Here is a 22,674-nt window from a genome sequence, read left to right as displayed (position 1 = left end):
CGCTCACGTAGGATGGGTTGAGCGAAGCGATACCCATCACAACGAACTCCGGAGCAGGCGGTGATTGGTATCGCTCCGGCGCTTTGCGCCTGCGCTCAACCCATCCTACGGGCCGCCGTTAATATTGCCGCATTTGGCGCCTTTCCATTCGGGCGCGAAAAGCATATCTCTGGCCCTCATGGTGAGGAGGCGCGCAGCGCCGCCTCGAACCATGAGATGGTTTGCTCCGAGCTTGTCGCCATCCTTCGAGACGCGGCCAAGAGGCCGCTCCTCAGGATGAGGGATCGAGCTAACTCATTGCCCTTACTGATAGATCGAACGCCATGACCCCCGCTTCTGCCGAGGCCAGCACCGCCGTTGAGACCCACGCGCTCCAGGTTCCACTGGAGAAAATCGCGACGGAAACCTATGTGCCGCTGGCCAAACCCTCGCTGATCGGCCTGTCGCGAGCGCAGATCGCGGAGAAGCTCGGTTCCATCGGCGTGAAGCCGGCGCAGCAGAAGATGCGCAGCCAGCAGATCTGGCACTGGCTGTACTACCGCGGGGTTCAGAGCTTTGCGGAAATGTCCAGCATCTCCAAGGACATGCGTGCCGAGCTGGAGCAGCATTTCACGGTCGACCGGCCGGAAGTGGCGGTCGAGCAGATTTCCAATGACGGCACCCGCAAATGGCTGCTGAAGCTACCTTCGGGCATCCATGGCGAACGCGCCCATGAGGTCGAGTGCGTTTATATCCCCGAGACCGACCGCGGCACGCTGTGCGTCTCGTCGCAGGTCGGCTGCACGCTGAACTGCTCGTTCTGCCATACGGGAACCCAGCGGCTGGTGCGCAACCTGACGCCGGGCGAGATCGTCGGCCAGATCATGGTGGCCCGTGACCGCCTGAACGACTGGGCCGACCGCGACACCCCGAATGCCAATCGCCGCATCACCAATATCGTGATGATGGGCATGGGCGAGCCGCTCTACAATTTCGATGCGGTGCGCGACGCGCTGCTGATCGTGTCCGACAATGAAGGCATCGGCATCTCGCGCCGCCGCATCACGCTGTCGACCTCGGGCGTGGTGCCGAACATCGCGCGCACCGGCGACGAGATCGGCGTGATGCTCGCGATTTCGCTGCATGCGGTGCGCGACGAGCTGCGCAACGAGCTGGTGCCGCTCAACAAGAAATATCCGCTGAAGGAATTGCTGCAGGCGTGCCGCGACTATCCCGGCGCATCGAACGCGCGGCGCATCACGTTTGAATATGTGATGCTGAAGGGCATCAACGACTCGCTCGAAGATGCGAAGCTGCTGGTGAAGATGCTCAAGGGCATTCACGCCAAGATCAATCTGATCCCGTTCAATCCGTGGCCGGGCACGCGCTACGAATGTTCCGACTGGGCGCAGATCGAGGCGTTCTCCGAATATGTCTTCAATGCCGGCTATTCCTCTCCGGTGCGTACCCCGCGCGGTCGCGACATTCTCGCGGCGTGCGGGCAGCTGAAGTCGGAGACGGAAAAGCTGAGCGCGCGCGAGCGCCAGGCGCTGCGCGCGATGGCGATGACGGATTGATGGACGGCACTTCCTACTCCGCCCTCATGGTGAGGAGCACGCCGCAGGCGTGCGTCTCGAACCATGCGTGGCCTGGCACATCCTTCGAGACGCGGCCTGCGGCCGCTCCTCAGGATGAGGGCAGCGTGTGGGGCGCCGGCAGAAAGAACAACCAGCCACCATGTCCCTGATCGGCCGCATCATCGTCATCTTCTTCGCTTTCTGCGTGGCCTGCATGGTCGGCGGCGCGATCGTGACCTTCTCGATCCTGTTCCCCGAATTGAGCGCGATGGATACCGGTCTCATCGATCCGAACGCCATCAACATCCTTGTCGGCTTCGGCTTCATCTTCTTCTCGGGCTTTGCGCTGATCCCCGCACTGATCGTCGTGCTCATCACCGAAGCCTTCAATATCCGCAGCGTCATCGCCTATGCGCTTGGCGGCGCCGTGGTCGGCCTGGTCTGCTATCTCGGCCTGATCCCCTACGACACCACCACCATGAGTTTCGATGGCATCGTGCGCCGGCATCTGGAGGTGATGACCGGCGCCGGCATCGTCGCGGGGCTGATCTACTGGGTGATCGCGGGGCGCAAGGCTGGCGCGTGGCGGCAGCCACGGCAGCTTCCACCGCAACCGGATGCCGCGGCAAAGTGATCGCGCTTTAACTTTCCTTCCCGCAGCACGTCGGATAAACCGCCCGCCATGAACCGGACCGGCCTCCTCATTGCGCTCGTGCTGCTTGCAGCGATCCTCGTGATTTTCGGCGTCTGGCCCAAACTCGATCTCAAGCTCGCGGCGCTGTTCTACACGCCCGAAGCCGGCGGTTTCGCCTATTCCGGGCTGCCTTACGCGCAGTTCGCGCGCAACGCGGCCATGTGGATCGCCTGGGCCTTCGTGGCCCCCTCGATCCTGGCGCTGATCGTCAAGCTGATCTGGCCGAACCGGCCGCTGCTGGTAAAGGGCCGCACCATGGCCTTTCTGGTCATCACCATGCTGATGTCGGCGGGCTTTCTCACCAATTTCACCTTCAAGAGCTTCTGGGATCGGCCGCGGCCCGTGTCCGTGACCGAATTCGGCGGCCCCTGGCAATTCAAGGCCTGGTGGGACCCGAGCGGTGAATGCGTGCGCAACTGCTCGTTCTTCTCCGGCGAGGGCGCCACGGCGTTCTGGACCTATGCCCCGGCCGCGCTGGCGCCCCCGGCGTTTCGCCCGGCCGCCTATGTGGCCGCGACGGTGTTCGGCCTCGCCACCTCGGGCTGGCGGATGGCCTTTGGCGGGCACTTCTTCACCGACGTGACGATCGCCGGCCTGGCCTCGTTTCTGGTGATCTGGCTGATCCACGGATGGATCTACCGCTGGCCGCGGACCCGGATGACGGATGACGGCATTGATCGCTGGCTGACCAAACTCGCCTGGCCAGGCTATGCCTGGCGGCGGCGGATGCTGTCCGGCCGCAATCCGCCGAAGCCGACGCTATCGAGCCGGATTACCGAGCAGTATCACGATTGAAGCCATCTCATCCTGTCGTTGCCCGGCTTGACCGGGCAACCCAGTAAACTCGCAGGCTGCGGTGTGTACTGGGCCACCCGGTCGAGCCGGGTGGCGACAGGAGAGTTGTTCCCGCGTTGACGCCCTTTGCCCCGGCGCGCTATCGCTGACCGCGAAAAATAGCCCCGATTGGACGCCCCATGACCACGATCCTGAAAAGCCTCCCCACCGGCAAGAATGTCGGCATCGCCTTTTCCGGCGGCCTCGATACGTCGGCGGCGCTGCTCTGGATGAAGCAGAAGGGCGCCAAGGTCTTCGCCTATACCGCCAATCTCGGCCAGCCCGACGAGGCCGATTACGACGAGATCCCGCGCAAGGCGATGGAGTTCGGCGCCGAGAAGGCCCGCCTGGTCGATTGCCGCGCCCAGCTCGTCCATGAAGGCATCGCCGCGATCCAGGCCGGCGCGTTCCATGTCTCCACCGGCGGCATCACCTATTTCAACACCACCCCGCTCGGCCGCGCGGTGACCGGCACCATGCTGGTCTCGGCCATGAAGGAAGATGGCGTCAATATCTGGGGCGACGGCTCGACCTATAAGGGCAACGACATCGAGCGCTTCTATCGCTACGGCCTGCTGACCAATCCGGAGCTCAAGATCTACAAGCCCTGGCTCGATGACCAGTTCATCGACGAGCTCGGTGGCCGCGCCGAAATGTCGGCCTTCATGACCGCCCACGGCTTCGCCTACAAGATGAGCGCGGAGAAGGCCTATTCGACCGACAGCAACCTGCTCGGTGCGACGCATGAAGCCAAGGATCTCGAACATCTCGATAGCGGCATCACCATCGTCAATCCGATCATGGGCGTGCCGTTCTGGAAGGACGATTGCGTCGTCAAATCCGAGCGCGTCAGCGTACGTTTCGAGGAAGGCCAGCCGGTCGCGCTGAACGGCAAGACCTTTGCCGACCCAGTCGCGCTGTTCCTCGAAGCCAATGCGATCGGCGGCCGCCATGGCCTTGGCATGAGCGACCAGATCGAGAACCGCATCATCGAAGCCAAGAGCCGCGGCATCTATGAAGCGCCGGGCATGGCGCTGCTGCACATCGCCTATGAGCGCCTCGTCACCGGCATTCACAACGAAGACACCATCGAGCAGTACCGCATGAACGGCATGAAGCTCGGCCGTCTGCTCTATCAGGGCCGCTGGTTCGACTCGCAGGCTTTGATGCTGCGCGAGACAGCGCAGCGCTGGGTGGCCCGCGCCATCACCGGCGAAGTGACGCTCGACCTGCGCCGCGGCAATGACTATTCGATCGCGAATACCCAGAGCCCGAACCTGACCTATGCGCCGGAGCGCCTGAGCATGGAGAAGGTGGAGGATGCGCCGTTCACGCCGGCGGACCGCATCGGCCAGCTGACCATGCGCAATCTCGATATCACCGATACCCGTGCGAAGCTGAACATCTATGCGAAGACCGGCCTGATCAGCGCCGGCGAAGGCGCCACGATCCCGCGACTGGGCAAGGATTAAACTATGCCGTAGGGCGGATGAGGCGCAGCCGTTATCCGCCGCGGAGTTTCAACAACGAAGTCGGCCGGCGGATGAGGCTGCGCTTATCCGCCCCACGATCGATCTACCGGCCGGATGTCATTGACGTGACATCCGGCCGTTTTATTGATGGAGACTGCCTGCGACAGAAAGCCACCGGGGATAGCGTCCATGACCAAGACCATTTCACTCGCCGCGCTTGCGGCGTTTTTCATGAGCGCATCCGCTTCGGCGCAGGTGATCTATCCGCTGGATCGCGCGGAAATTCTCAAGGGCAGCAAATTCGACTTCAAGGTCGAACTTCCTGGGAAGGTCGCAGCCGCCGACATCAAGGTCACAATCAATGGCGCCGATCAGGCGACGGCCTTCGGCAAGAACGCCGACTATATCGAACGTGAGGATGATAAGGATCAATCCGCGCTGGTGCTGCGCGATGTCGTGCTCGACAAGCCCGGCGCCTACAAGATCGACGTCACGGCAGGCGCGCTCACCAAGTCGGTGACGTGGAACGTGTACGACACCGGCGCCCGCAAGGCGAAGAACGTGATCCTGTTCGTCGGCGACGGCATGTCGCTGGCGCATCGTGTCGGCGCGCGGATCCTGTCCAAGGGCATCAAGGAAGGCAAGAGCAACGGCAAGCTCGCCATCGACGATATGCCGAGCATGGCGCTGGTCGGCACCGCCGGCACGGATTCGATCATCACGGACTCGGCGAACTCCGCGAGCGCCTACACGACCGGGCACAAGTCGGCGACCAATGCGCTCGGCGTCTATGCGGATCGCACGCGCGACGTGTTTGACGATCCGAAGGTCGAGACCATCACCTCGCTGGTGAAGCGCAAGCTCGATCTCGCCGTCGGCATCGTCACCAACACGGAAATCCAGGATGCGACGCCCGCCTCGATGATCGCACATACGCGCCGCCGCGCGGCCTATGACGAAATCGTCGCGCAGATGTTCGCGGCGAAACCCGATGTCATCCTCGGCGGCGGCGCGGCAAACTTTTTGCCGCGCACGGTCGATATCGGCAAGCGCGCCGACGAGGTGGACTACATCGCCAAGTTCAAGGACGCCGGCTATCCCTATGTGAAGACTGCCGGCGAATTGAATGCAACGGCCGACAAGACGGACACGACAAAGCTGCTCGGCCTGTTCACGCCCGGCAACATGGATGGCGTGCTCGACCGCAAGTTCCTCAAGGGTGGCGGCGTGAAGAAATATCCGGAGCAGCCGGATCTCACCGAACAGGTGCAGGCCGCCCTCAACGTGCTGTCGCGCCATGACAAGGGATTTGTCCTGCTGGTGGAGTCCGGCATGATCGACAAATATGCCCATCTGCTCGACATGGACCGCGCCGTCTATGACGTGATCATGCTCGACAATGCGGTGAAGCTCGCCAAGGAATGGTCCGCCAAGCGCGGCGAGGACACGCTGATCCTCGTCGTGTCCGATCACAGCCATCCGAACAGCCTCGTCGGCACCGTCAATGACGACATGAGCGTCGAGACCAATCTGCCGCTGCGCGAGCGGATCGGCGTCTATGACAAGGCCGGCTTCCCGAACTATCCGGCACCCGATGCGGAGGGCTATCCATCACGCGTGGATGTGAGCCGGCGGCTGGCGATCATGTCGGCGAGCCTGCCCGATCATTATGAGACGCTGCGGCCGAAGCTTGATGGTCCGTTCGAACCGACGCAGAAGGGCGAGGCGCCAAATACATTCACGGCGAACGAGAAATACAAGAACGCGCCGGGGGCGATGCTACGGCTGGGCAATCTGCCGGCGATGATGAATGCGAGTGTGCATTCGGGAGAGGACGTGATCCTGACAGCGACCGGCCCGGGTAGCGATCGCGTGAAGGGGCAGATGGATAATACGGAAGTGTTTCGCGTGATGGTGGATGCGCTGGGATTGGGGAGCGTGAAGTAGAGCTCTGCGGCCATCCTTCGAGACGCGGCCTAAGAAGGCCGCTCCTCAGGATGAGGAAAGAGTATGGCGCTATAGAAGACCCTCATGGTGAGGAGCCCGCAAAGCGGGCGTCTCGAACCATGCAGGCCGAGCACGCTCCACATTCATAGAAACAAAAAGGGCGGCCTCTCGGCCGCCCTTTTCTATTCATTCACGAAAAGCTTACTCAGCAGCCGGAGCCGCTTCACCCTCGGCCTTCTGCTTCGCTTCGAGGTCTTCGCCAGTCTCCTGGTCGACAACCTTCATCGACAGACGCGTCTTGCCGCGATCGTCGAAGCCGAGCAGCTTGACCTTGACCTTGTCGCCTTCCTTGATGACGTCGGAGGTCTTCTGCACGCGGCCGGCAGCGAGCTGGCTGATATGCACCAGGCCGTCCTTGGCGCCGAAGAAGTTCACGAATGCACCGAATTCCATCACCTTGACGACGGTGCCCTCGTAGATCTGGCCGACTTCCGGATCGGAAGCGATCGACTTGATCCACTTGATGGCCGCCTTCATGGCTTCACCATCCGACGAAGCCACCTTCACGGTGCCGTCGTCTTCGATGTTGACCTTGGCGCCGGTCTTTTCGACGATCTCGCGGATCACCTTGCCGCCGGTGCCGATCACTTCACGGATCTTGTCGGTGGCGATCTTGAAGGTCTCGATGCGCGGCGCATATTCGCCGAGCTCGGCGCGGGCATTGGTCAGCGCCTTCGACATCTCTCCGAGAATGTGAATGCGGCCTTCCTTGGCCTGGCCGAGAGCGACCTTCATGATCTCTTCGGTGATACCGGCGATCTTGATGTCCATCTGCAGCGAGGTGATGCCGGTGTCGGTACCAGCCACCTTGAAGTCCATGTCGCCGAGATGATCTTCATCACCCAGGATGTCCGACAGAACGGCGTAGCGCGAACCTTCGAGAATGAGGCCCATGGCGATACCCGCCGTCGGACGCTTCAACGGCACGCCGGCATCCATCAGCGCGAGCGAAGCGCCGCAGACCGAGGCCATCGAGGACGAACCGTTCGACTCGGTGATCTCCGACACCACGCGGATGGTGTAGGGGAATTCGTGGTGGCCCGGCAGCACCGGATGGATCGCACGCCAGGCGAGCTTGCCGTGGCCGATTTCGCGACGCTTGGTGCCGCCCATGCGGCCGGTCTCACCGACCGAGTAGGGAGGGAAGTTGTAGTGCAGCAGGAACGTCTCTTTGTACGTTCCTGACAGCGAGTCGATATACTGCTCGTCTTCGCCGGTGCCGAGCGTGGTGACGACCATCGCCTGGGTTTCACCGCGGGTGAACAGCGCCGAACCATGTGCGCGCGGCAGGATGCCGACTTCGGCAACGATCGGACGAACCGTGGTCAGGTCGCGACCGTCGATGCGCTTCTTGGTGTCGAGGATGTTCCAGCGAACGATCTTCGATTCCAGCTCCTTGAACACACCGGCGACGCGGAGCTTGTCGAACTTGGGCTCCTGACCTTCCGGGAAGTAGTGGTCCATGACCTTCTTCTTCACGGCGCCGACGGCAGCGTAGCGGTCCTGCTTGATGGCAATCGCATAGGCCGAGCGCAGCTCGGTCTCGACGATGCCCAGCATTTCCTTTTCGAGCGCGCTGTCATCCACGGTGGTGACTTCGCGCGGCTCCTTGGCGGCCTTCTCGGCGAGCTCGATGATCGCCTTGATCACCGGCTGGAAGTGGCGGTGACCGAACATCACGGCGCCGAGCATGATCTCTTCGCCAAGCTCCTTGGCTTCCGATTCGACCATCAGCACGGCGTCGGCGGTGCCGGCGACGACCAGGTCGAGCTGGGTGTCGGTCATCTCGTCCAGCGTCGGGTTGAGGACGTATTCGTCACCGGTGAAACCGACGCGGGCGGCGCCGATCGGGCCCTGGAACGGTGCGCCCGACAGAGTCAGCGCGGCCGAGGTGGCAACGAGGGCGAGAATGTCCGGATCGTTTTCCATGTCGTGCGACAGCACGGTGACGACGACCTGGGTCTCGTTGCGCCAGCCATCGGCGAACAGCGGACGGATCGGACGGTCGATCAGGCGGGAGACCAGCGTCTCCTTCTCGGTCGGACGGCCTTCGCGCTTGAAGTAGCCGCCGGGAATGCGGCCGGCTGCGTAGGTCTTTTCGATGTAGTCGACGGTCAGCGGCAGGAAGTCGATGCCATCCTTGGCGGACTTGGCGGCGACGACGGTCGCGAGCACGATGGTTTCGCCATAGGTGGCGAGCACGGCGCCGTCAGCCTGACGGGCGACCTTGCCGGTTTCCAGCTTGAGCGGACGACCGCCCCAATCGATCTCGACGGAATGAGAATTAAACATCTTGGGATTCTTTCATGGGTTCACAGAAGACGTGGCGCCGAAAAAACAAAAGCCATGCGCAAGACTGCAAGACGCTTCGCATCGATTGCGAAAGCAGCGTCCGGCGATCTTGCCATGGCTTGTGAATTTCGAATGGCGTCCATCCTTCCGATGGTCGCGGGTTGGGGCATTCTTGCTCCACTCCGCGCGACGGGCTCCTTGCCCGTCATCGCCCAGCTGCCGGATTGCGGCTGGACGCTATCGTGCGGGCCACTCTGGCCTGCACTACGTGATGGCATGGGAATCTTTTGAGGATCGTCCATGCGAAAACGCGCGCAAACGATGCGCGCGTCGATTCGCTTAGCGGCGAATATTGTGCTTTGCGAGCAGGGCCTTGTACCGGGCCTCGTCCTTCTTCTTGATGTAATCGAGAAGCGAACGACGGGTGGACACCAGCTTCAGCAGGCCACGACGGGAATGGTTGTCCTTCGTGTGGGTCTTGAAGTGTTCGGTGAGATTCACGATGCGCTCCGAGAGGATGGCAACCTGAACCTCAGGCGAACCGGTATCGCCGGTCTTGAGGGCGCTGTTCTTGATGACTTCCGCTTTGCGTTCTGCGGCAATCGACATCGTCAGTGACTTTCTTTTTGCACCGGATTGGCAGTCAATCCGGAAAGGTTGAACACGCGCTTGGGGATGAGTTCACCATTGCTGAGTTCGGCGAGGGCCAGTAACCGGCCCGACACCGTGACATAAACCGTGCCATTGCAATGAGGCGCATCCCGTCCGCGCAACAAGACGGCCTGACCCCGATGGAGCCTTGCCGCATCTGACCGTGTGACGGCCAGCGCCGGGATGTCGTCCAGCGCGGTCTCAACGGGCAGTAGCGCGTCGGCGAGGCTTCCCTCGCCAGACGCGGCTCTATCGCACAAAGCCTCCAATTCTGCCAGTGGAATCATGTCAGCTTCGGCGAAGGGGCCGACCAGGGTTCGGCGCAGCGACGAGATATGGCCGTAGCAGCCGAGCAGGCGGCCGATGTCACGGGCCAGCGCGCGCACATAGGTGCCCTTGCCGCATTCGGCCTCGAACACGGCATGGTCGTTATCTGGTTGTTCTGTAAGCACTAATTCGTGGATCACGACGGGACGCGGAACCAGCGGGACGATTTCGCCGTCGCGCGCGAGATCATAGGCGCGCTCGCCCTGGATCTTGATGGCCGAATATTGCGGCGGGGTCTGCTCGATATTGCCGGTAAATTGCGGCAGCAGCGCACGGATCTGCTCGGCCGTTGGCCGAGCGTCCGACGTCTGGGTGACCTTGCCTTCGGTATCGTCGGTGTCGCGCTCGGCGCCCCAGGCGACGGTGAAGCGATAGCGCTTGCGGCCGTCCATCACGAAGGGAACGGTCTTGGTGGCTTCGCCCAATGCAATGGGGAGACCGCCGGAGGCGAGCGGGTCGAGGGTGCCGGCATGGCCGGCGCGCTTGGCCTGGAACAGGCGCTTGGCGACGGCGACCGCCTGGGTCGAGGTCATGCCGATCGGCTTGTCGAGAATGACCCAGCCATGGACGTCGCGCTTGTCGCGGCGCACCTGACCGCCGCCCTGGCGCTTGCCGCCCTGATGGCGCGGATCGTTATTACCGCGCGGCGACGAGGCGCCCTGCGGAAGCGGACTCACTTCCACGCCGGTTTCGGTCTTGATCGTCGTCACAGTCATTCTTCGTTGTCCGAGTCTTGTTTGAGGTCACGCGCCACCGCAGGGGTGCGCAAAAGTTTGTCGATGCGTTCCGCTTCGTCGAAACGCTCGTCGATGCGGAAGCGCAGATCAGGCGCGTATTTCAGGTTCACGCGATGCGCGGCTTCGGTGCGCAAAAAACTCTTGTTCGCGGCCAGCGCCTTCAGCACCGGCTCGGTGTTCTTGCCGCCGAGCGGCATCACATAGACGGTGGCGAGCTTGAGGTCCGGAGACATCCGCACCTCCGGCACCGTGATGATGGATGTCGCCAGCACGGGGTCATGAACCCCACCCTGCGAGAGGATATCGGCGATCGCATGGCGCATCAGTTCGCCGACGCGCAACATACGCTGCGAGCCGCCGGGCGCTGCGGATTTCTGATGATGCTTGGGCATCTTTTTGCCAACCCAAATAACGACGTCATGGCCGGGCTTGTCCCGGCCATCCACGTCTATTGTTGTGAAAACAAGGCGTAGATGCCCGGCATTACGCCGGGCATGACGGCCTTCTCAAAATCCGGCTCTCTGTAAGACTTGGACTTACAGCGAGCGCTGGATGGTCTCGATGCGATAACACTCGATCACGTCACCGGCACGCATGTCGGAGTAGTTTTCGAACGCCATGCCGCATTCCTGGCCTGACGCCACTTCCTTCACTTCGTCCTTGAAGCGCTTCAGCGTCGACAGCTTGCCTTCGTGCACGACGACGTTGTCGCGGATCAGGCGCACATTCGCGCCGCGTTCCACATTGCCGTCGGTGACGCGGCAACCCGCGACCTTGCCGACCTTCGAGATGTTGAACACTTCGAGGATCTGCGCATTGCCCAGCATGGTTTCGCGCAGAGTGGGCGCGAGCAGGCCGGACATGGCTTTCTTCACGTCATCCACGAGATCGTAGATGATGTTGTAGTAGCGGATTTCGATGCCGTTGCGCTTGGCAAGAGCCGTCGCTTCCTTGTTGGCGCGCACCGAGAAGCCAATGATGGCGGCATTGAAGCCTTCCGCCAGCGTCACGTCCGATTCCGAGATGCCGCCGACGCCTGCATGCAGGATGCGGGCTGCGACTTCGTCGGTGCCGAGCTTCTCCAGCGAGCCGAGAATGGCTTCCAGCGAACCCTGCACGTCGGCCTTGATGACCAGCGGGAAGTCCTTGCGGCCCGAGGTCTTCAGCTGACTCATCATCTGCTCGAGCGAGCCGCGCATGCCGTTGGTGGAGGCTGCGGACTTTTCGCGCTTCGCATGGGTACGATAGTCGGTGATCTCGCGGGCGCGGGCTTCGTTGACCACGACGGCCATACGATCACCAGCTTCCGGCGGACCGTTGAAGCCGAGCACCTCGACCGGCACTGACGGACCGGCTTCGGTGAGCTGCTCGCCCTGATCGGAGATCAGCGCGCGGACGCGGCCCATTTCCGAACCGGCCACGATGATGTCGCCGATGCGGAGCGTGCCGCGCTGAACCAGCACGGTCGCCACCGGACCACGACCACGATCGAGCTTGGCTTCGATCACGGTGCCTTCCGCCGGACGATCCGAATTGGTCTTCAGATCGAGGATTTCGGCCTGCAGCGCGATCATTTCGAGCAGCTTGTCGAGATTGGTCTTGTTCTTCGCCGACACTTCGACGTCCACGACGTCGCCGCCGAAGGATTCGACCTGCACATCATGCTGCAGAAGCTCGGTGCGCACGCGCTCCGCCTTCGCATCGGGCTTGTCGATCTTGTTGATCGCCACGATGATCGGCACACCCGCCGCCTTGGCATGGTTGATGGCTTCGATCGTCTGCGGCATCACGCCGTCATCGGCCGCCACCACGAGGATGACGATGTCGGTGACCTTGGCGCCGCGGGCGCGCATCGCGGTGAACGCGGCGTGGCCCGGCGTATCGATGAAGGTGATCTTCTTGCCGCTTTCCGGCGAGGTGACCTGATAGGCGCCGATATGCTGGGTGATGCCACCGGCTTCACCCGACACGACGTTTGCCTGACGCAGCGCGTCGAGCAACGACGTCTTGCCGTGATCGACGTGGCCCATGACGGTCACGACCGGTGAACGGGTTTCCGTATCGGTGGAATCGTCGGCGACGTCGAACAGGCCTTCTTCAACGTCCGACGCGGCGACGCGCTTGACGGTGTGGCCGAGTTCTTCAGCGATGAGCTGCGCGGTATCGGAATCGATCACGTCGGTGATCTTGTGCATCGCGCCCTGCTTCATCAGCATGCGGATGATGTCCACCGCGCGCTCCGCCATGCGGTTCGCGAGTTCCTGAATGGTGATCGCTTCCGGGATCACCACTTCACGAATGAGCTTTTCCTTCGGCTCGTTCGACTGATGACCCTTCAGGCGCTGGGTACGGCGACGGAACGAGGCGACCGAACGCTCGCGCACATCGCCGGCCGATAGCGCGGTGACGACGGTGAGACGGCCGCGTTCCTTCTGCGGACCAGGCTTGGCGGTCGGCTTCGGTGCGATCACGGGGCGAGCCGGGCCGCCACCGGGGCGACGAACGACGCGCGGTGCTTCATCCTCGTCGCTGCCATCAGCAGCAACAGCCGGACGGCCGGACGTGGTCGCGATCGGCGCACGAGCCGTGGTGGTCGTCGTGCGGGCAGCGGACTTGGCCTTGGCTTCAGCCTCGGCCTCACGGCGCTTGGCTTCAGCTTCCGCCTTGCGCTTGGCTTCTTCTTCCAGGCGGTGACGCTCTTCCTCGGCCTTGCGACGGGCTTCGGCGGCTTCACGCTCGGCCTGCTCCTTGTATTCCTTGGTGTTGCGACGGGCCGCTTCGGCCTCGGCAAGACGGCGCTCTTCGACCTCGCGGGCGCGCGCATCGGCAAGCGCAGCGGTTCGGGCGTTGCGCTCATCCTCGGTCAGCGTGCGCAGCACGACGCCGGAGCCGCTGCGCTGCGGCGGCTGCGGACGCTGCGAACCACCACGCGGCGGCGGCGAAGCAGAACGCGAGGGTGGCGTCGGCACGCGGGACGACGATCCCGATGACGAGGTGCGAACCGGAGCGGCAGGCGCAGCCGGGCGAACCGGCGCGGCTGGTGCAGCAGCACGGACGGGAGCGGCAGGCGCAGCAGCAACAGGCGCCGGCGCAGCCGGAGCCGCAGCAACGGGCGCCGGAGCCGGCGCAGGTGCGGCGGGAGTCGGAGCGGGCGTCGGCGCAGCAGCAACCGGTGCTGCCGGAACCGGCGCAGGTGCGGCGGCCGGTGCCGGAGCGGGTGCAGCAGCTTCGGTGCTGGTGGTTTCGCCGGGAATGCGGCGCTTGCCGCGTTTCTCGACCACCACCTGCTTGCTACGGCCCTGGCTGAAGCTCTGGCGCACAGTGCTCTGCTCGACGCGTGGCTTCAGCGTCAAGGTCTTGCTGGGAACGCTCAGAGTCTTGTCGCCAGGCGTTTTCGTATCAACCATTCAGCAGTCCTAGTCCTTTTGCGGTGTGCGCGGTCGCACATTCGTCATCGTTCTAATTCAATCGGCGAGATCGTCGTCCGGCAGCGCCGTGTCCGGCGACGCATGGGTCTTCGATGGTTTGGCGCTTGCGTTGATGTCCGCGTCAGCCATCCGGTATCGGACCAAAGTCTGGCTGCGCGACAGGAACGTTTTGCCCGCCGGGCCTGTCAGCACGGCAGCATGTATCACATTTGACCGCCCCAATGCCAAATCCAATTCGTCGCTATGAAGCAGCGAAATGATGGGCAACGGATCGGTTTCTTCGTCGAATTCGGCATTTTGGCGGGCGATGCCATCCAGTTTGCGGATGCCGTCGGCGGCGCCGTTGGAGGCATGCAACAGGATTCCGGCGGTATTACGCCGTAATGTGTCTTCGACCTTGGTGAAACCTGCGACGACCTGACCCGCCTTGGCCACCATGGCCAATGCCTCGATCACGCCGCGCAGCATCAATTTATCGGTTTCATCGGCGAGATCGGCCGATGGTTTGACATTTGTCTTGAAACCCCGGGCGAACAGATTGCGCTTCACCGCCTCGGCCACCGCTTTATGCGAGGCCGAAACCCACATGCCCCGACCCGGCAGCTTGCGCTTGAGGTCAGGAACAGGCTCGCCCGTGGGGGCGAGGACGAAACGGATCAGTTCATCGATCGGACGCACGTGCCGTGAGACCACGCACATCCGCTCAGTCCCCGATTTGGTGTCTCGGGGGCCGCGATCAAGATCTGCGGGGTCAAAACTGGCGAGCATGCGTGGCGCATATCCTTACGCTTCGACGTCTTCGGACTCGGGCTCGACGCCCTTGTCCAGATCTTCACGGGTGATCCAGCCGGCAACGACACGGGCTTCCATGATCAGACGCTCGGCGTCCTCACGCGAAATCTCGTTGGCGTCGAGGAAACCGGCATGCTTGACCGGCTCGGAGCCTTCCTTGCGCTCGGTCCAGCCGACCAGGTCGTCGGTGGCGCAGCCGGCCAGGTCTTCGACGGTCTTGACGTCATTTTCGCCGAACTTGACCATCATCTGCAGGGTCACGCCCGGCACATCGCGCAGCGCCTCGTCGACACCCAGTTCCTTGCAACGTGCGCTCAATTCGGCTTCCTGCTGTTCCAGATATTCACGGGCGCGGCTCTGCAATTCTTCGGCGGTCTCGTCGTCGAAACCTTCGATGCTCGCCAGTTCCTTGGCATCCACCAGGGCGAGTTCTTCGACGTTCGTAAAGCCTTCCGACGCCAAGAGCTGGCCGACGACTTCGTCGACATTCAGCGCTTCCATGAACACGCGGGTGGCGTTCTCGAAGTCGGCCTGGCGGCGCTCGGATTCTTCCTGCTCGGTGAGGATGTCGATATCCCAGCCGGTCAGCTGCGAGGCCAGACGCACGTTCTGGCCACGGCGACCGATCGCAAGGGATAGCTGGTTATTGGTGTCCGGCACCACGACTTCGATGCGCTCGCGGTCTTCGTCGATGACGACCTTGGACACTTCCGCCGGCGCCAGCGCGTTGACCACGAAGGTCGCGATATCCGGCGACCACGGGATGATGTCGATCTTTTCGCCCTGCAGCTCGTTCACCACGGCCTGCACGCGCGAGCCGCGCATACCAACGCAGGCGCCGACCGGATCCACCGATGAATCGCGCGAGATCACACCGATCTTGGCGCGCGAACCGGGATCACGGGCAACCGCCTTGATCTCGACGATGCCGTCATAGATTTCCGGCACTTCCTGCGCGAACAGTTTGGCCATGAACTGCGGATGGGTGCGCGACAAAAAGATCTGCGGACCGCGGGTCTCGCGGCGCACGTCGAACACATAGGCGCGGACGCGGTCGCCGTTGCGGAAGACTTCGCGCGGCAGCATTTCGTCGCGACGGACAATCGCTTCGCCGCGGCCGAGATCGACGATCACCGAGCCATATTCGACGCGCTTGACGACGCCGTTGACGATCTCGCCGATGCGATCCTTGAATTCCTGATACTGACGGTCACGCTCGGCTTCGCGCACCTTCTGCACGATCACCTGCTTGGCCGACTGCGCAGCGATACGGCCATATTCCAGCGGCGGCAGCGTATCGGCAATGGTGTCGCCGACCTGCGCACCCGGATTGGCGCGCTGTGCATCATTGAGCGAAATCTGGTTCGACGAGTTCTCGACATCTTCGACCACCAGCATGTGGCGGGTCAGCGAGAGCTGGCCGGTCTTCGGATGGATTTCGGCGTGAACGTCTGTTTCCGAGCCGTAACGCGCGCGCGCTGCCTTCGCGATCGCCTCTTCCATCGCCGAAATCACGATGCTGCGGTCGATCGTTTTCTCGCGCGCAACGGCGTCGGCAATCTGCAAGAGTTCAAGTCGGTTGGCGCTAATAGCGGCCATGGCTCAGTCTCCTTCGGTGGAATCGAAATCGCCGCGCGCAGCGAGGCGGTGGGCCTTGGTGTTCTTCGGCAGCGGCTTCTTCGCAGCCTTCGCGACCTTGGCCTTCGGTGCAAAACTCTTCTTCGGATCGCTGCGCTTGGCATGCGGCGCCGGCGGCGGCGCGAGACCAAGCTCGCGCTTGAGATCTTCCTCGGCGTGCTTGCCGCGGCGCATGGACTCGGCGACCAGTTCGTCGGTCAGCACGAGATTGGCGCTTCCGATATCTTCCATCGGCAGACGGGTGATCGGGTCCTCGCCGTCGCGCGCGCCTTCACGGTCGATGAGAACCTCGCCGCCTTCGACAGCGCTGATAAAGCCGCGAAAACGCTTACGGCCGCCGACGGCAACCGCCATATCGACCTTCACGAGATGGCTGATATAGCGCTCGAAATCCGAACGACGCACCAGCGGGCGATCGATGCCCGGCGAGGAAATCTCGAGCCGATAGGCGCGCTGGATCGGATCCTCGATATCGAGCACCGGCGACAGCGCATTGGAAATCGCTTCGCAATCCTCGACCAGCATCGAGCCATCAGGCCGCTCCGCCATGATCTGCACGGTGCAACCGGCCTCGCCCGAAATCTTGATACGCACCAGCCGATAGCCCATGCCTTCGAGCACGGGGGTCGCAATGGCCGCCACGCGCGCGCCAGCACCAGGCTCGACGACCAGACGCGGCTCGGCGAGCAGCTCGGCATCATTCTGGGTGGGTTCGATCGGGTCAGTCATCGGGCAGCAGCGGTCCAGGTTTTGGGTCGATTCAGGTAATAAAAAAGAGCGGGTCCCCGGGGGCCCCACTCTCAAACGGTCTGTATGAGAACTGTAAGTTGCGGCCGATATAGACCTTTTCGGGCGGGACGGCAAGGGCGAGATTCGACCACGGGAAGCTCGTGCTCGAACCCACTCTATGTTAAGTCACTGTAAACTCTCGCATCTATGCTTCCGCAGACTAACCCTTCCTTCACAAAGCCCCTTTAGTCTACGCAGGCCTTTGTGATTGGCGTAGTTGAGTATTCTTGATGGCAGAGGCCAAATCCCTCATTCCGGGGCTCGAGGAGATCGTCCGCAACGGCGATCCCGCGCGCCGTGGTGAGGCCGTCCGGAAGATTGCCGACCTGTTTTTGCAGGGCGCATCCCGGTTCCAACCGTCCCATGTGGACCTGTTTGACAGTATCCTGACCAGCCTGGTCCCGCAGACCGAGGTCGAGGCGCGGCGCATGCTGGCCGAGCGGCTGGCGGAACTGGTCAATGCCCCGCCGCAGCTGATCTCCATGCTGGTGCGCGACGATGAAATCGTGATCGCCGGGCCGTTGCTGCGCCGCTCGCCGCAGATCGACGAGCCGACTTTGCTCGATATCGCCAAGGTTAAAGGCCAGCCGCATCTGCTGGCAATCTCCGATCGGCCGACCCTCGGCCCGCGACTGACTGACATCATCATCCGCCGCGGCGACCGTGAGGTCATCCGCCGCGTCGCCGGCAATGCCGGTGCGGTATTCTCGCAGCTTGGCTATCACGGCCTGATCCGCCGCGCCGGCGATGACGGCGTGCTCGCCATCACCGTCGGCCAGCGCGACGACCTGTCCACCGAACAGCTCAAATATCTGCTGGCGCAATCGGTCGAGGTGGTGCGCCGCCGGCTGTTCGATGCCGCCGCCCCCGAATTGCGCGCAGCCATCAACCGCGCCATGCAGGACATCTCTGGTGCGCAGCAACACCTTGCTCTGACACGCGATTTTGCCAGCGCCGAGCGTACCGTGCGGAAGCTGCAAACCAGCGCCGAGCTGAACGAAGGCGCGCTGCTGCGCTTCGCCCGCGCCCATCAATATGAGGAAACAGCTGCCGCATTGGCCGCCATGTCCGGCGTCCGCATCGCCACCATCGATCAGCTGTTGAAGGGCGACCGCGACGATCCGATGCTGATCCTTGGCAAGTCGATCGGTATTTCCTGGGCCACCGTGCGCGCCTTGATTGCGCTTCGCGTCGGTCCCGGCCGGTCGCCGGCAGCGCCCGATGTAGAGGAAGCCCGGCAGAATTTCGAACGGCTGGTTCCCGCCACCGCCAAGCGCGTGCTGACCTTCTGGCAGACCCGCGAGCCCACCGCGGAAATCCCGAACTAGCGCCTACGCCTCCATTCCCCGACAAAACCGACGAACGTCGCCAGGGCCGGCGGCGGCTGCCTGCGGCTCGGATAATACAGAAACGGCCCCGGAAATGGCGGCAGCCAGTCTTCCAGCACACTGACCAGTTTCCCGGACGCCACCGCCTCCCGCACATAGCCCTCGAATGTCATGAAGAAGCCGAGCCCGCCCAAAGCGGCCTCGATCCCGAGCCGCGAATAGCTGGCGATCAGCGCCGGCTCCGGCGCCACCCGGACCTCCCGACCGTCCTTTTCGAACTCCCAATCCAGCAGCGCGCCGGACGCGAAGCGGGTTCTGATGCAGCAATGCTGCAGCAAATCCTGCGGCACAACAGGGTGTCCATGCTGCGCAACATATTGCGGTGAAGCCACCACCACATAGCGCTCCGGCGGCCCCAGCGAGATCGCAATCATGTCCTGGGCGAGGTGTTCGCCGTAACGAATGCCGGCGTCGAAACCTTCGGCAACGATGTCGACCAGCGACGTTTCCGCAATGATTTCAAGCTGAATGTCGGGATAGCGCTGCAAGAACGGTGTCACCATCGGCGCCAGGACGAGGTCCACCGCGGGCGCCGGGGCATTGATCCGCAGCCGGCCAGAGGGCACAGCGCTGAAGCCTCGAACTTGTTGCAATGCAGCATGAACATCTCCCATCGCGGGAGAGACTTTTGTGCGCAGCATTTCGCCGGCTTCCGTCAGCGAGACACTGCGTGTTGTGCGATGCAGCAATCGCACACCAAGACGCGCTTCCAGGTCGCGGAGCCGCTGGCTGAGACCTGAGACAGACACCTGCAACTCCACAGCCGCCCGGCGAAAGTTTCGCGTTCGGGCGACGGCGAGGAAGGCGGAGAGATCGCGAAGATTCAAGTGATCCATTGTCCGCAGGATTGAACAAGCCTTTCAGGATTGTCCAGCTTATCGAAGGGCGACGTTCGGCGCATATCGGTCGGCATCGGCGGCACAGAGACCGCCCTTCACAGCCACGGAGCATTCCAATGGACACCCGTACCCTCGGAAAGACCGGCCCGCAGACCTCGGCACTCGGCCTCGGCTGCATGGGCATGTCGGATTTCTACGGCCCCGCCGACCGCGACGAGAGCCTCACCACGATCCATGCCGCCCTCGAAGCCGGCATCACGCTGCTCGACACCGGCGATTTCTATGGCATGGGCCACAATGAGATGCTGATCGCCGAAGCCCTGCGCGGCCATCCCAAGCGCGCCAACGCCCAGATCTCGGTGAAATTCGGCGCCCTCCGCGGCCCGGACATGGCCTGGAACGGCTATGACTCCCGCCCGGTCGCGGTGAAAAATTTCGTCGCCTATTCGCTGAAGCGGCTGAATGTCGAGGCCATCGACATCTATCGCCCGGCGCGGCTGGATCCGAACGTGCCCATCGAGGATACGATCGGCGCCATCGCCGACCTCATCAAGGCCGGCTACGTCAGACATATCGGCCTGTCCGAAGTCGGCACCGAGACCATCCGCCGCGCCGCCAAGGTGCATCCGATCGCCGATCTGCAGATCGAATATTCGCTGATCTCGCGCGGCATCGAACGCGACATCCTGCCGACCTGCCGCGAACTCGGCATCGGCATCACCGCCTATGGCGTGTTGTCGCGCGGCTTGATTTCCGGCCATTGGAGCAAGCAGCAGGGCACGCAGGATTTCCGTGCCATCAGCCCGCGCTTCTCGGCTGCGAATATCGATCACAATCTGGCGCTGGTGGAGAAATTGCGCGCCATCGCCAACGAGATCGGTGCTTCGGTCGCACAGGTGGCGATCGCCTGGGTCGCGGCACAAGGCAACGACATCGTCCCATTGGTCGGCGCCCGCCGCCGTGATCGGCTCACCGAAGCGCTGGGTGCGCTGAATGTGAAACTGACGCCGGCGCATCTCGCAGCTCTGGAGCAAGCCATTCCAGCCGATGCCGCTGCTGGCGGTCGCTATCCCGACAGCCAGCTCGCGCATATGGATAGCGAAAAGGCGTAAGCGCTCAGCTCTCCACAGGCCGCGTCGATGCGCGCGCGACCAGCACAGGCGATGTCACGATCTGCAACGCGCCCTGATGGGTGCCGGTGATCAGATCGAGCAAAAGCTCCCCGGTCCGCTCGCCCATCTCGTGATGGCTGATGCGGACCGTGGACAGCGGCGGATTGACGAGATCGACCAGCGGCATGTCGTTATGGCCGATGACAGAGACATCCTCCGGGCACCGCCGCCCCTGTTCGCGCAGGGCCTCATAGACGCCGAGCGCGAGCAGGTCGTTGGCCGCGACCACCGCCGTCGCATCCGGCCGACGCGCCAGCAGGCTGCGGGCCGCCGGCAGTCCCGCTTCGCGGGTGAAGGCGGAGGCTTCCTCGATGTCATCCTCGTCGGGATCGAGACCAGCCGCCCGCATCGCTGCCACAAAGCCACGACGACGGAGCAAGCCCGTCGAGAGCGACTGCGGCCCGGCGATGTGCACGATGCGTCGATGCCCGGACGCGATCAGGTGATCCACCGCCAGCGTGATCCCCGCCATGTCGTCGGACACCACCGACGGCACCCGCGCCTGACCTTCAGACCGGTTGACCAGCACGACCGGAATCTGCGCCTGCAGACAGCGCTCCACGGCATTGTCCTTCAGGGCCGCGCTGGCGAGCACGAGCCCGTCGACCCTGCGTGCAATCAAGGTCTGCACGAGATCATGGCCACCCGTGCGATCCGGCCGCTGATCGGCGACGATCAGGGCATAGCCCCGCGCCGACAGCGCGCGTTCGAGTCCGCTGATGATTGGTGAGAAGACGGGATTGGCGATGTCCGGCACCACGATCCCGATGAGCTTGGAGCGCCCGCTGCGCAGGCTGGCGGCGGCCACATCCGGCCGGTAACCGAGCCGCTCAGCCGCTTCCAGCACCCGGAGGACGACCGGCTCTCCGAGCCTGTCCCGCCGCGCGGGATCGAGCGCGCGCGACACCGTGGACGGGTGAACGCCAACTTCCCGCGCTACGTCCTTGATCGTCACCGTTGCCATGGCACCTTGCTCGACTGCAGCCCATCCATTCGCACGAAAGTATCCCGTTCCAGCAGGGAAAGCTGCGATCGGTCAAAGCGATAGCTGAGCTTAGTCAATTCGCTTGACCTGCGCAAACGATTGCATTAGCGTTTATGCAATCGATTGCGCATAAAGCGCCGCTCGCAACATGGACGCGACAGCCAATCGACCGGGAGGACCCAATGATCATCACACGTCAGCAGGACGTGACCGACGTCGTTCTCGACGCCATGAGCCCCGCGCCGGACTACCGGCTGCGCACGGTCATGGCGTCCTTCGTCCGCCACCTCCACGCTTTCGCCCGCGACGTCCGGCTCACCGAAGCCGAGTTCGAATTCGCCATCGATTTCCTCAACCGGATCGGCCAGTCCAGCAACGACGCCCATAACGAGGCCGTGCTGTTCAGCGATGCCGTCGGCCTCTCCACCCTGGTCTGCCTGTTGAACAACGGGCAGGACGGCGCCAGCGAGACCGCGGCAGCCTTGCTCGGCCCATTCTGGCGCGCCAATGCCCCGCAAATGGAGAACGGCGCCTCCATCGTCCGCTCGCCGACGCCCGGCCCGCCATTGTTCGTGAGCTGCAATATCCGTGACGCCCAGGGCGCGCCGATTGACGGTGCCCGCGTCGATGTCTGGCAGGCGTCGCCATCGGGCATGTATGAAAACCAGGACGCCGGGCAGGCCGACATGAACCTGCGCGGCGTGTTCACGACCGATGCGGATGGCCGCTTCGGCTTCCGCTCCGTCAAGCCGGCCGGCTATCCGGTTCCGACCCATGGCCCGACCGGCGAGATGCTGGCCGCCCAGCGCCGCCATCCCTACCGGCCCGCGCATCTGCATGTCCTCGCCTACAAGCCCGGCTTCAAGACGCTGATCACCCAGGTGTTCGTCGATGACGACGAGCATCTGGAAAGCGATGTGGTGTTCGGCGTGACTCGCGCTTTGATCGGCGACTTCCGAAAGGGCGAAGGAACGCCGCCGGCGCCGGACGTCAGCGGCGAGTGGTTCAGCCTCAACTACACTTTCGTGATGGAGCCCGGCGAAGCCGTGCTGCCGCATCCTCCCATCAAGTGA

18 protein-coding genes are annotated in these 22,674 nt (G+C 63.2%); 8 read left to right on the top strand and 10 right to left on the bottom strand.

All coding sequences use genetic code 11. From position 1 onward, the window contains the following. Window positions 1–323: 323 nt before the first annotated feature. The 5 genes from rlmN to AC1RQ5_RS03995 all read left to right on the top strand — a co-directional run bounded on the left by rlmN (window position 324) and on the right by AC1RQ5_RS03995 (window position 6,503). A complete protein-coding gene (gene rlmN / locus AC1RQ5_RS04015) occupies window positions 324–1,556 on the top strand; it encodes a dual-specificity RNA methyltransferase RlmN (protein WP_493197164.1) in 1,233 nt (410 codons plus the stop codon). 160 nt (window positions 1,557–1,716) lie between these two features. Beyond that, on the top strand, window positions 1,717–2,190 hold the full coding sequence (locus AC1RQ5_RS04010) for a hypothetical protein (protein WP_493197163.1): 474 nt from the start codon (window positions 1,717–1,719) through the stop codon (window positions 2,188–2,190). A 48-nt stretch (window positions 2,191–2,238) separates the two neighbouring features. Next, complete coding sequence (locus AC1RQ5_RS04005; RefSeq protein WP_493197162.1) at window positions 2,239–3,045, top strand: phosphatase PAP2 family protein; 807 nt, start codon at window positions 2,239–2,241, stop codon at window positions 3,043–3,045. A gap of 179 nt (window positions 3,046–3,224) precedes the next feature. Beyond that, entirely contained in the window at window positions 3,225–4,556 is a 1,332-nt protein-coding gene (gene argG / locus AC1RQ5_RS04000; protein ID WP_493197161.1) for an argininosuccinate synthase, read from the top strand. A gap of 189 nt (window positions 4,557–4,745) precedes the next feature. Next, window positions 4,746–6,503 (top strand): alkaline phosphatase, encoded by a 1,758-nt coding sequence (locus AC1RQ5_RS03995; protein WP_493197160.1) that lies wholly within the window; start codon window positions 4,746–4,748, stop codon window positions 6,501–6,503. A gap of 201 nt (window positions 6,504–6,704) precedes the next feature. Here the strand turns inward: AC1RQ5_RS03995 and pnp are convergent, their stop codons facing one another. The 8 genes from pnp to rimP all read right to left on the bottom strand — a co-directional run bounded on the left by pnp (window position 6,705) and on the right by rimP (window position 17,157). Next, complete coding sequence (gene pnp, locus AC1RQ5_RS03990; RefSeq protein ID WP_493197159.1) at window positions 6,705–8,855, bottom strand: polyribonucleotide nucleotidyltransferase; 2,151 nt, start codon at window positions 8,853–8,855, stop codon at window positions 6,705–6,707. Window positions 8,856–9,194: 339 nt separating this feature from the next. Then, entirely contained in the window at window positions 9,195–9,464 is a 270-nt protein-coding gene (gene rpsO, locus AC1RQ5_RS03985; protein ID WP_398478434.1) for a 30S ribosomal protein S15, read from the bottom strand. A 2-nt stretch (window positions 9,465–9,466) separates the two neighbouring features. Continuing rightward, entirely contained in the window at window positions 9,467–10,549 is a 1,083-nt protein-coding gene (gene truB, locus AC1RQ5_RS03980) for a tRNA pseudouridine(55) synthase TruB (RefSeq protein ID WP_493197158.1), read from the bottom strand. Further along, a complete protein-coding gene (gene rbfA / locus AC1RQ5_RS03975) occupies window positions 10,546–10,962 on the bottom strand; it encodes a 30S ribosome-binding factor RbfA (RefSeq protein WP_398478430.1) in 417 nt (138 codons plus the stop codon). The genes truB and rbfA overlap by 4 nt, the downstream gene beginning before the upstream one ends. A gap of 144 nt (window positions 10,963–11,106) precedes the next feature. Next, complete coding sequence (gene infB / locus AC1RQ5_RS03970) at window positions 11,107–13,977, bottom strand: translation initiation factor IF-2 (RefSeq protein WP_398478428.1); 2,871 nt, start codon at window positions 13,975–13,977, stop codon at window positions 11,107–11,109. A 57-nt stretch (window positions 13,978–14,034) separates the two neighbouring features. Next, entirely contained in the window at window positions 14,035–14,766 is a 732-nt protein-coding gene (locus AC1RQ5_RS03965) for an RNA-binding protein (protein WP_493197157.1), read from the bottom strand. Window positions 14,767–14,781: 15 nt separating this feature from the next. Next, complete coding sequence (nusA, locus tag AC1RQ5_RS03960; protein WP_398478425.1) at window positions 14,782–16,389, bottom strand: transcription termination factor NusA; 1,608 nt, start codon at window positions 16,387–16,389, stop codon at window positions 14,782–14,784. Between the two features lie 3 nt (window positions 16,390–16,392). After that, entirely contained in the window at window positions 16,393–17,157 is a 765-nt protein-coding gene (rimP, locus tag AC1RQ5_RS03955) for a ribosome maturation factor RimP (protein WP_493197156.1), read from the bottom strand. A 290-nt stretch (window positions 17,158–17,447) separates the two neighbouring features. Between rimP and AC1RQ5_RS03950 the strand changes: the two genes are divergently transcribed. After that, window positions 17,448–18,545 carry a DUF2336 domain-containing protein gene (locus AC1RQ5_RS03950; RefSeq protein ID WP_398478421.1) on the top strand — a complete coding sequence of 366 codons (1,098 nt, stop codon included), beginning with the start codon at window positions 17,448–17,450 and terminating at the stop codon, window positions 18,543–18,545. Here the strand turns inward: AC1RQ5_RS03950 and AC1RQ5_RS03945 are convergent. Continuing rightward, window positions 18,542–19,441 carry a LysR family transcriptional regulator gene (locus AC1RQ5_RS03945; RefSeq protein ID WP_493197155.1) on the bottom strand — a complete coding sequence of 300 codons (900 nt, stop codon included), beginning with the start codon at window positions 19,439–19,441 and terminating at the stop codon, window positions 18,542–18,544. The genes AC1RQ5_RS03950 and AC1RQ5_RS03945 overlap by 4 nt on opposite strands. Window positions 19,442–19,560: 119 nt before the next feature. Here AC1RQ5_RS03945 and AC1RQ5_RS03940 point away from each other — a divergent pair, with 119 nt between their 5' ends. Beyond that, window positions 19,561–20,556 carry an aldo/keto reductase gene (locus AC1RQ5_RS03940; protein WP_493197154.1) on the top strand — a complete coding sequence of 332 codons (996 nt, stop codon included), beginning with the start codon at window positions 19,561–19,563 and terminating at the stop codon, window positions 20,554–20,556. Window positions 20,557–20,560: 4 nt separating this feature from the next. On the opposite strand, the gene AC1RQ5_RS03935 is transcribed toward AC1RQ5_RS03940, so the two are convergent. Then, entirely contained in the window at window positions 20,561–21,580 is a 1,020-nt protein-coding gene (locus tag AC1RQ5_RS03935) for a LacI family DNA-binding transcriptional regulator (protein ID WP_398478415.1), read from the bottom strand. A gap of 203 nt (window positions 21,581–21,783) precedes the next feature. On the opposite strand from AC1RQ5_RS03935, the gene AC1RQ5_RS03930 reads away from it, so the two are divergent. Further along, window positions 21,784–22,674, top strand: coding sequence for a dioxygenase family protein (locus AC1RQ5_RS03930; protein ID WP_398478413.1), 891 nt, complete (start codon window positions 21,784–21,786; stop codon window positions 22,672–22,674).

The organism is Tardiphaga sp. GW821-FHT12E02, assembly GCF_058807155.1.
The sequence above is the reverse complement of the archived record's forward strand: the minus strand, read 5'-3'. Positions and strand labels throughout refer to the sequence as shown.